Annotated in this window: 13 protein-coding genes and 1 tRNA gene; 2 read left to right on the forward strand and 12 right to left on the reverse strand. The window is 37.2% G+C overall.

Annotated elements, in window-relative coordinates; translation table 11 throughout:
• Window positions 1–102: 102 nt before the first annotated feature.
• Window positions 103–2,181, reverse strand: coding sequence for a helix-hairpin-helix domain-containing protein (locus tag FHX64_RS06350; RefSeq protein WP_183412949.1), 2,079 nt, complete (start codon window positions 2,179–2,181; stop codon window positions 103–105).
• A 22-nt stretch (window positions 2,182–2,203) separates the two neighbouring features.
• The gene (locus FHX64_RS06355; RefSeq protein ID WP_183412950.1) at window positions 2,204–3,013 is read right to left on the reverse strand and encodes a hypothetical protein; all 810 of its coding nucleotides are present in this window, start codon (window positions 3,011–3,013) and stop codon (window positions 2,204–2,206) included.
• Between the two features lie 315 nt (window positions 3,014–3,328).
• Here FHX64_RS06355 and FHX64_RS06360 point away from each other — a divergent pair.
• Window positions 3,329–3,401, forward strand: a tRNA-Met gene (locus FHX64_RS06360).
• A gap of 75 nt (window positions 3,402–3,476) precedes the next feature.
• Here the strand turns inward: FHX64_RS06360 and FHX64_RS06365 are convergent.
• From FHX64_RS06365 to FHX64_RS06410, 10 genes are all read right to left on the reverse strand, one after another.
• On the reverse strand, window positions 3,477–4,226 hold the full coding sequence (locus tag FHX64_RS06365; RefSeq protein ID WP_183412951.1) for a tetratricopeptide repeat protein: 750 nt from the start codon (window positions 4,224–4,226) through the stop codon (window positions 3,477–3,479).
• A gap of 16 nt (window positions 4,227–4,242) precedes the next feature.
• The gene (locus FHX64_RS06370) at window positions 4,243–6,066 is read right to left on the reverse strand and encodes a BatD family protein (RefSeq protein ID WP_183412952.1); all 1,824 of its coding nucleotides are present in this window, start codon (window positions 6,064–6,066) and stop codon (window positions 4,243–4,245) included.
• 39 nt (window positions 6,067–6,105) lie between these two features.
• On the reverse strand, window positions 6,106–6,819 hold the full coding sequence (locus FHX64_RS06375) for a tetratricopeptide repeat protein (protein ID WP_183412953.1): 714 nt from the start codon (window positions 6,817–6,819) through the stop codon (window positions 6,106–6,108).
• A 94-nt stretch (window positions 6,820–6,913) separates the two neighbouring features.
• A complete protein-coding gene (locus FHX64_RS06380) occupies window positions 6,914–7,930 on the reverse strand; it encodes a VWA domain-containing protein (protein WP_183412954.1) in 1,017 nt (338 codons plus the stop codon).
• A gap of 48 nt (window positions 7,931–7,978) precedes the next feature.
• Entirely contained in the window at window positions 7,979–8,962 is a 984-nt protein-coding gene (locus FHX64_RS06385; protein WP_183412955.1) for a vWA domain-containing protein, read from the reverse strand.
• Between the two features lie 13 nt (window positions 8,963–8,975).
• Window positions 8,976–9,974: a hypothetical protein gene (locus tag FHX64_RS06390; protein ID WP_183412956.1), complete on the reverse strand. Its 999-nt coding sequence runs from the start codon at window positions 9,972–9,974 to the stop codon at window positions 8,976–8,978.
• Window positions 9,975–10,015: 41 nt separating this feature from the next.
• Window positions 10,016–10,882 (reverse strand): DUF58 domain-containing protein, encoded by an 867-nt coding sequence (locus FHX64_RS06395; RefSeq protein WP_183412957.1) that lies wholly within the window; start codon window positions 10,880–10,882, stop codon window positions 10,016–10,018.
• Window positions 10,883–10,962: 80 nt separating this feature from the next.
• The gene (locus tag FHX64_RS06400) at window positions 10,963–11,958 is read right to left on the reverse strand and encodes an AAA family ATPase (protein WP_183412958.1); all 996 of its coding nucleotides are present in this window, start codon (window positions 11,956–11,958) and stop codon (window positions 10,963–10,965) included.
• Between the two features lie 292 nt (window positions 11,959–12,250).
• Window positions 12,251–12,472, reverse strand: a complete 222-nt coding sequence (yidD, locus tag FHX64_RS06405; protein WP_183413545.1) for a membrane protein insertion efficiency factor YidD — start codon at window positions 12,470–12,472, stop codon at window positions 12,251–12,253.
• A 91-nt stretch (window positions 12,473–12,563) separates the two neighbouring features.
• Entirely contained in the window at window positions 12,564–12,959 is a 396-nt protein-coding gene (locus tag FHX64_RS06410; RefSeq protein ID WP_183412959.1) for a ribonuclease P protein component, read from the reverse strand.
• A gap of 340 nt (window positions 12,960–13,299) precedes the next feature.
• Here FHX64_RS06410 and FHX64_RS06415 point away from each other — a divergent pair, with 340 nt between their 5' ends.
• Entirely contained in the window at window positions 13,300–15,369 is a 2,070-nt protein-coding gene (locus FHX64_RS06415; protein WP_246392325.1) for a M3 family metallopeptidase, read from the forward strand.
• Window positions 15,370–15,574: the final 205 nt, after the last annotated feature.

Raw genomic sequence — 15,574 nt, forward strand, 5'->3', positions numbered from 1 at the left:
TTCAGCAAATAATTGGCAGCTATTATGTCAAAATAACAAAACCTCTCATTATGAATTACTTTCGTCTAAAATTATCCCGTAATCTTTTCGAGATTTTTCACCCTAAAATTTCCAACGCAACATAGCTCTGGCATCTGTTTTATGATTATGATGAATAGTTTCAAGTCCTGTTCCTACTGTGTTAACCTCCTCATAAATTGTTTGCGCAATTTTGAACCAGAAAGTCAAGTGTTGATTCATTGTGTAACGCATATTCAGAAAATACCGGCTTCCTTTCCCATACAACATCGGAATGGCAAAGACATAGAGCAAATCTTTTTCATAAACATAAAATCTCGTATCGTAGGCAGGAGAATCAAAAAATTCATAGCGCATATTAATGGCCAAAGGAACTCGCGATGGTGTGTATGAAAAATCCTGAGCGAGCAAATATCCGGTGTGTGACTTAGTAATAGCGTCAATCCCATGATTTACAGCAATAATATTTTTCAATGCAAAATGATTGTCCAACTTATAAGCCAAAGAATAATATCCATTTGTTGTACTGTATTCTCCGGTAAAATAAGTAGTGGTTGCTGTATTAAAATTTTTTTCTTTTTGTTTATACCTTATTTTCCAAAACATTTCTAGGGCATGGGAAGAAACATAATGAGCTGTCAGTAAGAGATCATAACCGTTTGAAGGTCTGCCCACCGAATATTTCAGCCACGGGAATGAATAAGTATCTGCTGCAAAAGAGAATTGCCAGTGTTTAATAGGATTGGCTTTAACTCCAAAGTAATACCCATCTTCATTCTGAATGGATGAACCTTCGGCAAAACCATTAGACAAAAGCACAGAGTAACGGGGAGAATAATGGCGATAAAGTGCCACTATCTGAAAGATTGAAATGGGAGAAAAGGAGCAACCATTGATCGTTGCCACAGCATATTGATCTGTCATAGCTGTCTCTCCAAAAAAATTAAAAGGATGCAACCGAAACTGATAATTCACACCTCCGGCTAATTGATGAGTTCCAGAAAAATCAAATCGATTATCAAGTCGTATAGTTGGATGTAAAGGAATAGATAAACGCATATCCGTCAATGTCGCTCCAACATGAAGATTTCGGAATCGCCAACTCATATTGCCCCCTATTACTTGCCAACCTATAGTTCCTTTCCGTGCTAAATCACTCATTGTTTGGTGCAATCCATCTGTTTTTATGGTTGTAATCGCATTACCAGTGGAATCTCCGTCAAGAAACCGATATGAATAAAATAAAGAAAACGTTGAAATTCCTTTTTTCAACGTAACTCCAATACCTCTCATGTAGTTATATTCATCTGTAGAAGAGCATTTTCGGATACCCGCATTCTGAGGTAAAACATTAACAACATCGTTGGCTTTGCTATATGTCAATTCAGGATGTATCACAAGGCCTTGTCCAAAATTAGCCCGAAAGTTTCCAATAACCAAAGATTTTAGAATACCAATATCATTCAATTGTAAATAAGCCGAATAATAATCAAAGCCTTTATGGTAAGATCCCCAGAACTGTTCTCCGGCATCCTTCTCTGCTATAAGTCCCATATCAATTCTGTCGCGATAACGGAATATATATCGCAACGAGCAATAATAAGGATCTCCAACATACTTTTTATTCGTAGCCAACGCTAAGGAATCGTTATCAGTAGAAGTATAACCTTCTTTTTGCTCCAGTGTACGATCAGTCCTCCACAAAAATTCATGTTTACCCTCACTGAAAATAGTTGCCAGGGATGGCAATTTCGACTTTAGAGGCGTCATTTTGCCAACATAGACGAAAGGCAACAAATTTCGGATAGTAAACTCATCAAAGCCATCTACCAATTGGAGTTCATACAACGAATTTATAGGCTTGTTGCGGTAGAGATAATACAAAAGGTTTTCAATTTGCTGATCAGAAAGAAATTGTAACTTCTGCAGCTCTTCCTTTGTTGTGTTATTCAAATTGACAGGGTTCTGGGCAAAATAATTTAAGTCTTCTTCCAGCGTGGAAAAATCAATATCAGCTTCACTATTTGCAGACATATCTTCATAAATCCGAGCAATGATTTCTGCAGTTTCGTTATCTTTATTTTGTGCTTGAACAACAAGGACATCAAACATAAAAAAGCACCATGCCCACCACACAATTGATACTATGCGATTTATAATCATCAGTGTAAAATAGGGATATTTACTAAAAAAGATATTGTAATCCGCCAACCGAGGTAATTCCCAAGACAGGATGTTTTTCAAAATTCACATTGATACGAAATTGGTTGAGCTGTACACCTGCACCCAGAGTAGGAATAAACGGCGCACCATATCCGCCAAAACGGATCGCCAAAACATTTGTCGGATTATATTCAAATCCAGTCCCCCATTGAACATCTGCATTAACCGCTTTCGTAAGCTGGGTGAGCCATACTAATTGATTTGAAAAACGATAACATGATCCAAGAGTAAACACAGAAGGGATATCTTTGGTTATCAGTTGATAATATACTTTTTGACGAGTCGGATTAAAGGTAGAAAAGCCAATATAGAAATCCGATGTAATCTGAGACAGGAGTCCAACGTGTGCGAACAAAGCTCCTTTATTCCCTTGTTCCCCCGAAAAATAAGCACTATAATAATCTACTTGAATGCCTAAAGTTAATAACTTATCGAAAGTATGAGCTGCTGCTATACCAACCAACATTTCAGAATATGTCGAAAATCCGAAGTGCGAAACTGCTAAGCCTACCTTAAGCGGATGAAAGGGAATCTGAAGTGATGCTGCTTCTGTAGATAATTCTCTGATTGTGAATCTATTTTCAATTATCATTGAGACTGCGGGATGATTAACTCCATCCAACAATGCTGGATTTTGAAAAGGAAGCCACTCACCAATGCGTGCAACCGAAGCATTTCCGGGAGCATACGATTCGGGAATTATCACATCGGCTTGATTATAAGCCGTTAAACACACAAGCAAAAATCCTGCCAATATTAGCCATCTTTTCATGATATAGATTATTATTTACACATACTCATGATCGCATTTTTATTATACAAACAAAAAGCTATTGTGCAAATATAAATAAAATAAATATGACCACAAATGTTTTATCAAAAATAATATATTGTTGCCAAATCCGTCAGGAACAATTAAAAGCAACAATCAAAAAGAAGAGTCAATCATATTACGGATACCATAACTCTATATATCCGGGTAATACGAGTAAGATACTACAAAACAATGTGTTATATACTTTATATCACTTTTTGTAAGAAAAGTTTGTTTTGACAAGAGAAAAGCACTACCTTTGCAAAACCAAATCGCGGAGTAGAGCAGTTGGTAGCTCGTCAGGCTCATAACCTGGAGGCCGGTGGTTCGAGTCCATCCTCCGCAACACAAAAAAGAGGGTATCCAAAAGGACATCCTCTTTTTTATTGCATTCAATCTTGTTATAAACAAGAGTTTAGGTTTATATTTTTTCTATACTGGTTGAAGGAATGAAACCTTCATTCCCATCAGGAAGAGCGATCTCAGTCCATCCTGAAATTTGATTATCAATTGTCACCTTTGTCCCTTCATGAAGCACAAACATATCCTTCGAGTTAAGTGATGGAGAATCCTTAGCTGTAATAGCAGGCTCCATGATAATCCCTGCAGTACTATCCATCACTTTATGACTTTGCTTTTCAGCAAAACCAAAACTTACAATAGTGATAAAAAACATAAAGATAGCGATATTGAAGCTAAATTTTTTACGTTGACGATACGTCGAAAAAAGATAAAACAAACCCATTGACAACATAAGGACAAAAGTAATAATACTCATTATTGCCCATTGATTTGATGATAATAAATCACCAAAATCAGCCATCCATTGCACTAAGAAAAATTCGGATGTCACATCTACATTATCAATGACTTTTTGTTGTGCAATCCTCAAATTAAATTCCGCGTCACCATAGTTCGGGTCTAAAAGCAAAGCTCTATTATAATTCAAAATTGCTTTTCCCAAATTACCATTACGATAATATGCATTACCCAAATTGTAATACAGTTGAGGAGATTCTCCCTGAATTTGGGCAATCATTTCATATTGCTCAGCAGCAGCGGTATACTGCCCTTCTGCATATAATGCATTAGCTTTTTGCAAGGAAGTTTCCTGAGCAGAAATCATCATTGCTGCTAAAAAAAATATCAAAAGAAATTGAATTCGTTTCATCTTGACTATTAAATAGTTATTTAATACTTCCTTCAAGTGCTTCAATAACTGCAACCGCCTCATCGAATATCTTATCCATGGCTTGCACACTTTGCGAAGGTGCATATTGTGCAAATTCACAAGTATGTAACAATTCCATTAAGCGTTGAATTAGTGTAACATCAATCTTACGGTTTAACAATCCGGTTTCCATGGCTTGCTTAGTCAAGTCAGCCGTCGGAATGTTGAGTTTATCACTCATATATCCCCAAATAGCCTTAAGCACTTCCTCGTAAAATTGTTCTTTATTGTTTTGCTTCAAATAAATCGATGCCAATTTCATACGTCTTAGAGCCATTTTATTCGCCTTTTTTGTTCTGGTCAAGGCAATATTTGCATTATCACGTGCTTGCTTTCTGAAAATAAAGAACAATCCAATAACCACTAACAAAACTATTAAATAGGCTAATAGAAAGAGATTAGACTGTATCAGAAATGATTGCCGTCTGGAAATTCTAAAGTTATTGGTATCAATATAACGGATATCCTGATTCAATAATTTCACATTCTCCTTCTGCGTCATATTATTCACAACCGAATTGTTGCTTACCGGTCCCTGATCTACGTGAATTTTATAAGCAGGTGTTGAAAGTGTTTTGTAACTATGTGTTGCTACATCAAAATAAGAAAATGAGACCGGAGCAATAGTATAATCACCCGCCTGACGAGGAATTGCCAAATAGTCAATTGTTTTTGTTCCTGTAATTCCGGTAGAAGTTGTGCGATAATTATTGTCAACTTTAGGTTCGTAAGTATCAAAACTTTGTGGGAAGGTCACAGGTAAATTATTAATCAGCTTCAAATTTCCGGTACCTGAAACTGTAACCTCTAGAGTTACTGCATCATTAGTCTTTACAATAGTTTTGGACAAATTTGAACTAAGTTGGAAATTACCTACAGCCCCAGAGAAAGTAGCAGGCTTGCCTTGAGACGGCAGAGGAGCTACATCAATACGAATTGAGGGAGCTACCAAGACTTTCTTGACATCCTGATAAGTATCAAAAAAGTCATCAAAAATACTTCTGACTCTGGCATGATTACGTAATCGAATAATTGCAGTACATGAAGCAGGATCAATTGTAATGACTCCGGAACGTTGCGGGAATAATAAAACCTGATAAATCACAGCAGTTGTATAATTCCTACCATTGTAATGCTCCAATTGCGTTTGACGATCATTTGACAAATCAATTTGTTGCATTACAAAATTCTTAAAATCAGGGAATTTGACATCTTCAAATCCAACAATATCAGGAATAGAATAAAGTTTATATGTTACAAGAAACGCTTCTTGCTCATACACCTTTGTTTTGGAGACAATAGCCCTCATGAAAACATCCTGATTTGAAGCTGATTGAAACGAAGTTCCTCCTTCAGAACTGAATCCACCTCCACCTGATTGCCGTGGAGCATTTTTATCTGGCGGTAGAACTCTAATAGATAATCCATTAGACATATACCGTTGTTTATTTACAGTAATTGATCCCGGACCAATGGAATATGTACCGACTTTCTTGGGCATCAGCATCAAAGTGAAGGTCATCGAGCTACTATAAACTCCATTTATGCTTTGTTCGGAACGCGTTGTAAAAGGACCGGCAACAACATCAAAACCTGAAATAGGCGGTGTCCGCAATTCGTTGGGATCTGCCAATGTATTAATCGAATAGACCAATTGAAATGCTGACCCCATCACAACCGATGACGGTGCTTTTGCCTGAAAAACAATGTTACCAGCATGAAGATAACCTCCACTGATAGTCATGAATATGGCAATTGCAATTAATCCGACTTTTCTCATAATTATTTTATTCCTTTTATTTACTGATCTTATCGTCAATTACCAATCTTTAGCCGGATTGGGTGAATGCATTTGAACCCGTTGCTGATTGATTTGATTTTGAACCTGATTTTCTTCTTGTTGAATAGAATTTAAAATCTGATCGGCATTCTGCTTGGACATGCCTCCACCCTGGGGCTGTTGTTGATTGTTGTTATTGTTCTGATTCTGATTATTCGAGTTATTTTTTCCGTTGGTATTATTCTTATTCTTCTGTTGATTTTGATTCTGCTTATTCTGCTGGTTTTTCTGATTATTTTTTCCATTATTATTATTTTTATTTTGCTGATGCTTAAGCATCTCAGCTGCATATGCATAATTAAAGCGCGTTTCATTATCGTTTGGATTTGCCAATAAAGCGGAACGATAAGCCTTTAATGCGTTTTCATATTGCTTCTGATCCATCATTATATTTCCTATATTATGAAATGCATGTGCAAGATGTATTTTATTCTTTGTCAAGGGTAAGGCTTTCTGATAAGCAGACATAGCGGCCTTATAATTTTTTTGACGATACAACGCATTGCCTAAATCATAGACAGCATCAAATGACTTTGAATTCTTGTTAAGCGCATTCTGAAAAAACTTGGCAGCACCACTGTAGTTTTGTGTGTCATACAATTTGGCACCTTTTCGAATCTCATTATTTCCTTTTTGTGCCAATGCCGGTACATATATTAGTAGTCCACCCAACAAAACAAAGAAGACTTTCATCCGAAAATACTTTTTTAATTGACGGCTATATGAAACGGATACATTAGCCTTTTCAAATTTTTTCCTGTTTGCAAAGCATGCTTGTCTCATATCATCAAAACCATTTAAACTGATTGATCCATTTATTTTTTCTTTCCAGTATAATCATATCTATCAATAAAAGAAAGAAAGCTAACCATGCTAAATTGACAAATTGTTCGTTACTGGTTGAATAAACCTCATTTTCAATAGGCGCAGTTGCCAATTGCTGCAAACTATTATTTACAGCTCTCAAAGCATTATCTGAGTTGTCGGCACGTACATAAATCCCCTTACCAGCAGCAGCAATTTCTTTACACATTTGTTCATTCAAATGTGTCACAACCACATTGCCCTGCTGATCTTTCATATAACTCATCGTTCCAGAGATCGGAATAGGAGATCCTTGCGGCGTACCGACGCCTACTACATCAACCATAATTCCTTTCTTAGCTGCCAGTTTCGCAGCATCAATGGCATTATCCTCAAAATTTTCACCATCAGTAAGAAGTACAATAGCCCTCCCTGCTTTTGAAGTAGAAGCTAATGATTTAAGAGACAAATCAATAGCTGATCCTATTGCAGTACCTTGATATGAAATCATATTCGTGCTGATATTGGATAAAAACATTTTTGCAGCAATATTATCCGAGGTAATGGGAAGCTGTACCTGTGCTTCTCCCGCAAATACAACAATACCAATCTGATCATTGGACAATTTATCAATCAGGGAAGACAGCAATTGTTTCGCCACATCCAAACGATCAGGCGATACATCCGTAGCTCTCATGGAATTTGACACGTCAACCGCAATCATCACCTGAATGCCATGCCGCTTAACAGTTTCCGTCCCTGTTCCAAACTGAGGTCTTGCCAGAGCTAAAATAATCAATGTCATGGCTGCCAAAAGCAAATAGAACTTTACAACTGGACGTGACGAAGAATAATTAGGCATTAACGATTTGACCAACTCAGGATTACCAAAGCGGGCAATATTTTTTCGTTTCATAATTCTACTGTACAGAAACAGCAGTAAAATGAGCGGAACTAACAATAACAAGAATAAATAATTAGGCTGTGCAAACTGAAACATGTCTTTTTACTATTTAATGACTCAGCAGGTTTCTAAAACAATTTTCATTTACGGAATCTTTCGTAATATGGTATAGCGCAACACCAGTTCCATAGTCATGAACAACAATGCAAGCAAAGCAAACAACATATAATCATCCTGATTATGATAAAATTCCTTAACATGCATCTTATTCTTTTCCAATTGATCAATATCATGATAGATCTCATGCAATCTTTCCGTATCCGTAGCTCTGAAATATTGACCATTAGTCATAGTGGCTATTTGTTGCAAAGTGCCTTCATCAATATCAACCTGCATATTTTGATATTGCAATCCAAAAGGAGTCATCACAGGCATAGGAGCCAATCCACGTGTCCCAACTCCAATAGTATAAACCCTTATGCCATAAGTTTTTGCTATTTCAGCCGCTGTCAAAGGTGCAATATCTCCGGTATTATTCGATCCGTCGGTAAGCAATATAATAACTTTCGATTTCACTTTGCTATTACGTAATCGGTTGATTGCAGTAGCCAAGCCAACTCCAATTGCAGTTCCGTCATTGATCTCACCAAAGTTTACTGTCTTTAGCAGATTTAATAAAGCCGCATGATTCGTCGTCAATGGGCATAACGTAAATGCCTGACTGGCAAAAATAACCAATCCAATATTATCGTTCGGACGACTATTTATAAACTCAGCTGCAACATTTTTAGCAGCTTCAATACGATTCGGGGTAAAATCTTTGGCCAGCATGGACCCTGACACGTCAATTGCCAACATAATATCGATACCTTCAGTTGTTTTATTAGACACCGCATTGGAAATCTGCGGTCTGGCAATAACAATAATCAACATGATAACTGTCAGTAAACGAAATATGAACGGAACATGCCTCAAATACAAGCGTCTTGTTTTAGGAAAACCAGCAAAATAGCGGGTTGATGATATTTGCATGCTTGCATCCGACTGGCGTAATTTCCAAAAATACCCTGCAATCATGGGCAAAAGCACCAGCAACAAAAACAAGAAACCAGGATTTCTAAATACCATATTTTATTTCTATTTAATTCGATTTGTCAGATTGGTGATTGTCAGTCTGTTTCTCTCCAGACAAAACCGGTGCATTTTCCGGGGGAACCACTTCCTCCTCTTTCGTCTGATTGACAAAAAGATAACAAAGATTCAAGCTTAGTTCATTTTCATCAGGCATTGGATGCCATTTGGCAAATTTCACAAGATCGCTCACTTGCAAAACCTTTTTCAGACTATCATAGGCAGCCGGGTATTCTTTCTGAAAATATTTTGTCTCATCTAACAAATCAGAAGAAGTCATCTCCAATGCCGGAATATTAAACCGGCCTTCAATGTAGTTTCGTAATGCATCGGTCAATTGCGTATAATACTCTTTCTCTCGTCCTTGCTGCCATATCTTTTTGTGACTAATTTCATTCAATGCCTCTATAGCTGCTTCATAAGGAGATAAAATACGTTCCGGAACTTTGATAAATGGAATCGGTTTTTTCAACACCCTCTTCCATAAATAGTATCCCCCCAAAATCAATAACAAAAGAATCAGCAAGATAAGAAACACGATCTCCCACAGATGAATCCAATCAAAAGGAGGCATTATAATATGTTTAATGTCAAAAATAGACTGGCGTGTCGTATCAATGGAGTAAGTCAAAACTTTAAATCCAAGGGGCGTAGTTTTGAACGTGTCCTTTCCATTAATAAAATCATACGGAGGAATATAATACAATGCTGTATCAAAAGAAGTTATGGTATAAACTTGTCGCACTTGAATCCGACCGTGTCCTAAATCGGTAGTATCAGGTTTGGTACGGGCTACCACATCGACTCCATTGATCAATGTATCGGTTATCACCGGAAAAAGCACGTTGACATTTTTAGGTTGTGCTACCTCAAACGTCAGATGGGATTGTTTCCCGATCAAAATCAATGTTGAATCAATGGATGCTTTCACAGAGACATTCTGTGAAAAAACCCCTTGAGCAATAAAAATTGCTACAATAAAAAGAAATATGTGTCGAATTGTTCTCATGTTTCAAGTATTAATCCGGAACATTTACAAAAAATCAAAGGTCATGAACGTTGTTTGAAAAGCCTCATCAAAGCTTTGACATAATCCTGATCAGTGCTAATAGAGACATAATCAACATGACTTTTTGCCAGCACTTGCTGCAAATTAATCTGATTTTCGCCCCACCAGTTATGATAAGCCATACGCAAACGACGATCTGAAGTGTCAACCCACAATCGCTCACCTGTTTCAGCATCTTTTACCTTCATCAGACCAATATTCGGAAGCTCGGTTTCCCTCGGATCATAAACCTGCAAGGCTACTACATCATGTTTACGATTAGCCAGAGATATGGCACGATCAAAATCACCATCAATAAAATCCGAGATCAAAAAAGCAATACAACGACGTTTAATGGCCGATGTAAAATATTCAAGAACCATTGAAATATCTGTATTACTATTTTCTGGTTCAAAATTGATCAGTTCCCTAATGATATATAAGGTATGCTTCTTCCCTTTTTGTGGAGGAATGAATTTTTCAATCTTATCAGAAAAAAAGATGACACCAATTTTATCTTTATTTTGAATGGCAGAAAAAGCAATCGTGGCAGCTATTTCGGTAATCATGTTTTTTTTTGTCTGTGACATGGTGCCAAAATCACGACTGCCCGACACATCGACCAATAACATAACTGTCAATTCACGCTCTTCTTCAAAAATTTTAACAAACGGGTGATTAAAACGCGCCGTTACATTCCAATCAATGTTTCTTATATCGTCTCCATATTGATATTCACGCACTTCAGAAAAAGTCATTCCTCTTCCTTTAAATGCAGAATGATATTCTCCGGCAAAGATGTCATTGGACAATCCCCGTGTTTTTATCTCAATCTGACGTACCCGTTTTAATAAATCTGTTGTTTCCATTATTCTCAGCGATAAAAATTGCAATCATCAACAAAAAACCCACAATCAATTTGCAGGCTTTACACACTAAAAGACAATCACTAAGGTACTTCAACAGCATTCAATACTTCGCTTATGATTTCTTCCGAAGTCAGATTGTTGGCTTCAGCCTCATAGCTGAGACCGATACGGTGACGAAGCACGTCATAGCAAACAGCACGAACATCTTCGGGAATAACATAACCACGACGTTTGATGAAAGCATATGCTTTTGATGCCATGGCAAGGCTAATGGAAGCCCGTGGCGACCCTCCATATGCAATCATATTAGTCAAATTTTTAATGCCATATTCATCAGGGAATCGGGTAGCAAATACAATATCAACTATATAACGTTCAATCTTTTCATCAACATAAACTTCACGTACTACATTCCGGGCAGCAACAATTTCAGAAGGCTTAATCAATGGTTTTACGATAGGCAGCGACTCCATCATATTAAGTCGGATAATTGCTTTTTCCTCTTCTTTTTTAGGATAAGAAATAATTACCTTCAACATAAAACGGTCAACCTGAGCTTCTGGCAGTGGATAGGTTCCTTCCTGTTCTATCGGGTTTTCTGTTGCTAATACTAAAAAGGGTTCTTCAAGCTTAAAGGTATGATCTCCAATGGTAACCTGACGTTCCTGCATCGCTTCAAGCAATGCACTCTGCACTTTTGCCGGAGCACGGTTGATTTCATCAGCCAAAATAAAATGAGAGAAAATCGGTCCTTTTTTAATATTAAATTCTTCTTTCTTCTGACTATAAATCATAGTACCAATAACGTCGGCTGGCAATAAATCAGGAGTGAACTGAATTCGGCTATAGTTTGCGTCAACTAACTGAGATAACGTTTTTATTGCCAATGTTTTTGCCAATCCAGGAACCCCTTCCAATAGGATATGACCATCAGACAGCAATCCGATTAACAACGATTCGACTAAGTGTTTCTGACCTACAATGATTTGATTCATACCCATTGTCAAGGTATCTACAAACGCACTTTCCTTTTCAATGCGCTCGTTGAGCTCTCTAATATCAACTGTTGGATTCATACTTGTAAATAAATGTTTATGTGGAGATTCGTCTATTAGCTTCTTTGTTTTAACATTTCACAGTTGCATAAACAGTCTTAAATGATGCATGTATTTTATTATCAACAACTTAATCATAAATATCTATCTCTGCTATGCTCTTAGGCAAAAGTATTGTCCATCTCTATAACATATTCTTCTATCGAGTTAAAAAAGAGTAATTGCTTTCATAATAAATACGAATTAATTGTTTTTCAATAAATTAGCCCTATTAAATGCGACAATTCAACACAAATGCCATACAAAATTCGAATTATGGCACGGGGTCATAGCCGCTCCCACCCCATGGATGACAGCTCAGTATCCGTTTAACAGCAAGCCACAACCCTTTAAACGGCCCATGTTTCTGAATTGCCTCAATGGCATATTGCGAACATGTTGGAGTATAGCGACATGTGGGTGGTTTAATCGGAGAAATAAAATAACGATAAAAATATATCGGTAACAATAATAACGAGGATAGAATCTTTTTTATAAGCATCATTTGTCTGTTTTATAATCAGATATAACTCTTATGCAAAACAGTGCATACAATTGATTTGGTGTTATATTTTTACAAAAACCTGCTAATGACATTCTTTTGCCCAATGATGCTGCAACATATGCATAGCTTCTGTCATTTTTTTTTCAATTAGGGAGAATGGCAATATGTCATTGGCTATGTATGTAATTCCAATCATTTGCCCTTGTTTTTGCTCGTTCATATCATCATAAAGGAGCTGCTTATTCAAACGATAAGCCTCGCGCATACGTCTTTTGAGTAAATTGCGTTTATTAGCCCTCTTAAAACGGCGTTTCGGAACACTAAAAAGGACTTTACAAGGTTCTGCTTGTGTAGAGTTTTGCAAAAAAAGAACACGCAAAGGATATGCTATCAATGATTTGCCATTTTCAAACAATTGTTGGATCTTCTTTTCCCCTGCTAACCGTTCTGATTTTGAAAATGAGTAATGATGTTGCATAGGCAATAATTTCTGTCATTCAATTTTCAAATTGTTATATCATATACTTTAGACAAAGGTACTCTTTTTTTCAACATAAAATCTTCAGATAGTTCATTTACAGAGATTAACACAAAAACTCCAAAGAGCACAAAATATGTTTTCGGCATAAGTAAACACCAGTCTTATTTCTGTCTTGATCATCCCCGCATCACTATTTGTATCATCGAGTTAAACACGGCCTTCCCCATTCAGCGTGCCAGAGTTTTGCTTCAACTCAAAAATCTCATAACTTTGTGTGATCTAATCTCGACAGGCATTCAACTTTTTCCTGCATATATAAAATCAACATTTTTAGCTTATGACTCTTCCAGAAAAGCAACTTTCAACAAAAGGCATGTCACACAACCCATTTTTGTCTCCATATAATACACCGCATGATGCTACCCCATTCAATCAAATCAAATTAGAGCATTATATGACAGCATTCACAGAAGGAATGAACAGACAAAACAATGAAATTGCCGCAATTATCAATAATCAACAAACACCTGATTTTCATAACATATTTGAAGCCTTTGAGCATTCAGGACGACTTTTGGACAACGTCAGTCAGGTATTTTTCAATTTACACAGCGCAGAGACAAACGATCAGATGCAAATCATTGCCGAAAAGCTTTCTCCTATTTTAACCGATCATGTCAATAACATTACGCTAAACGACAAACTCTTCGAACGTATCAAAGCAGTATACAACCAACGCGACACGCTAAAACTGACTCCTGAGCAGCAGACATTACTTCAAAATACGTATGATCATTTTGCTGACAATGGAGCCAACCTGAACGAAACAGACAAACAACAATACCGTGAATTGACCAAACAACTCAATGCTGCCACGCTGCAATTTGAACACAATGTATTGAAAGAAATCAATGACTATTCTTTGCTTATTACCGATACTTCCCAGCTTCAGAGGCTTTCGTCTGATTTTTTGGAAATTGCTGCAGAAAAAGCCAAACAGAAAGGACAAGCCGGATGGATTTTGGATTTATCTGCACCAAGCTATGTGCCAGCTATGAAATTTTTGGATAACCCTGAATTACGTAAAACCTTATACTTGGCATTTGCTTCAAAAGGCATTCATAATGACGCAAATGACAATCAGGAAATTGTACGTAACATTGCCAATCTGCGTTTAAAAATAGCCAGTCTGTTAGGATTCAACACATACGCCGAATATGTTCTACGGCACCGAATGGCTCAAAGTAGCGAAAATGTCTATAAATTACTACAAAAATTATTGTCAGCATACAAACCTGTTGCTAAACAGGAATACGAAGAAGTTCAGGACTTTCTCCGCCAACATAAAGGTGAGTTCACGATCCAGCCATGGGACTGGCCTTACTATGCAGAAAAGCTGAAAACTGAAAAATATGCTTTTAATGAAGACGCATTACGCCCTTACTTCGAGCTGGATAAAGTTATAAACGGAGTCTTTGGGTTGGCTCAAAAACTATATGGCATCCGGTTTGAGCAGATTCAAAATATTCCGGTGTACCATCCTGAGGTAAAAGTATTTGAAGTTTATGATCAAAACAACGATTATTTAGCCTTGCTTTATGCCGATTTTTTCCCGCGGGCAGGCAAACGCGCCGGAGCCTGGATGACTGAATTCAAAGGGCAATGGATGGATGGCGATTTCAATAGTCGTCCCCATATCAGTCTGGTTATGAATTTCACACGCCCAACCTCCACCAAACCAGCATTATTAACCTACGACGAAGTCCGTACCTTCCTACACGAATTCGGGCATGCGCTTCATGGAATGTTGACAAATACACAATATGCATCTTTGTCAGGAACGAATGTCTATCGGGATTTTGTGGAATTACCTTCACAATTTATGGAAAACTACGGCACAGAAAAAGAATTCCTTGATCAATTTGCATCGCATTTTCAAACAGGGGAAACAATTCCTACAGAATTAATCCAAAGACTTAAAACTGCCGAAAATTATATGGTAGGCTATTTGTGTGTCCGTCAGCTTAACTTTGGCTTTCTCGACATGGCTTGGCATACACTCAAAAAGCCATTTGAAGGAAACGTCATTGAATTCGAAAAACAAGCTACCAAAAATACCAGCATCTTACCGGTGGTAGATAACACCTGCATCAGCACTGCATTCAGCCACATCTTTGCAGGAGGATATGCAGCCGGTTATTATAGCTATAAATGGGCTGAAGTGCTCGAAGCTGATGCCTTCTCTGTTTTTAAAGAACATGGCATCTTCGATCAGGCAACAGCAAACGCATTCCGCACGCATATTCTTTCAAAAGGAGGCACGGAAGCTCCAATGGAACTCTATAAACGATTTCGGGGGCAAGAACCCTCTATTGATGCATTATTAAAGGCAAACGGAATAAAATAAAGGAGAACTCATCGGAATAAATGTGTCTCCCGTTAAGATGAATGCATTCTCGGAAAAATTTTCAATGCAACGCACTCTCACTATTTTATAGAAATGCGACAAGAAAAATATTGATCTATTTCAATTATGCACTTGTATAAAGCAAAGCCCAAAAGCTTTGCTTTATTTTTCTATGGTACTAATTTTGCATTCGGATTTAGGAACA

This window comes from Microbacter margulisiae, from assembly GCF_014192515.1.
Classification (GTDB): Bacteria; Bacteroidota; Bacteroidia; order Bacteroidales; family Paludibacteraceae; genus Microbacter; species Microbacter margulisiae.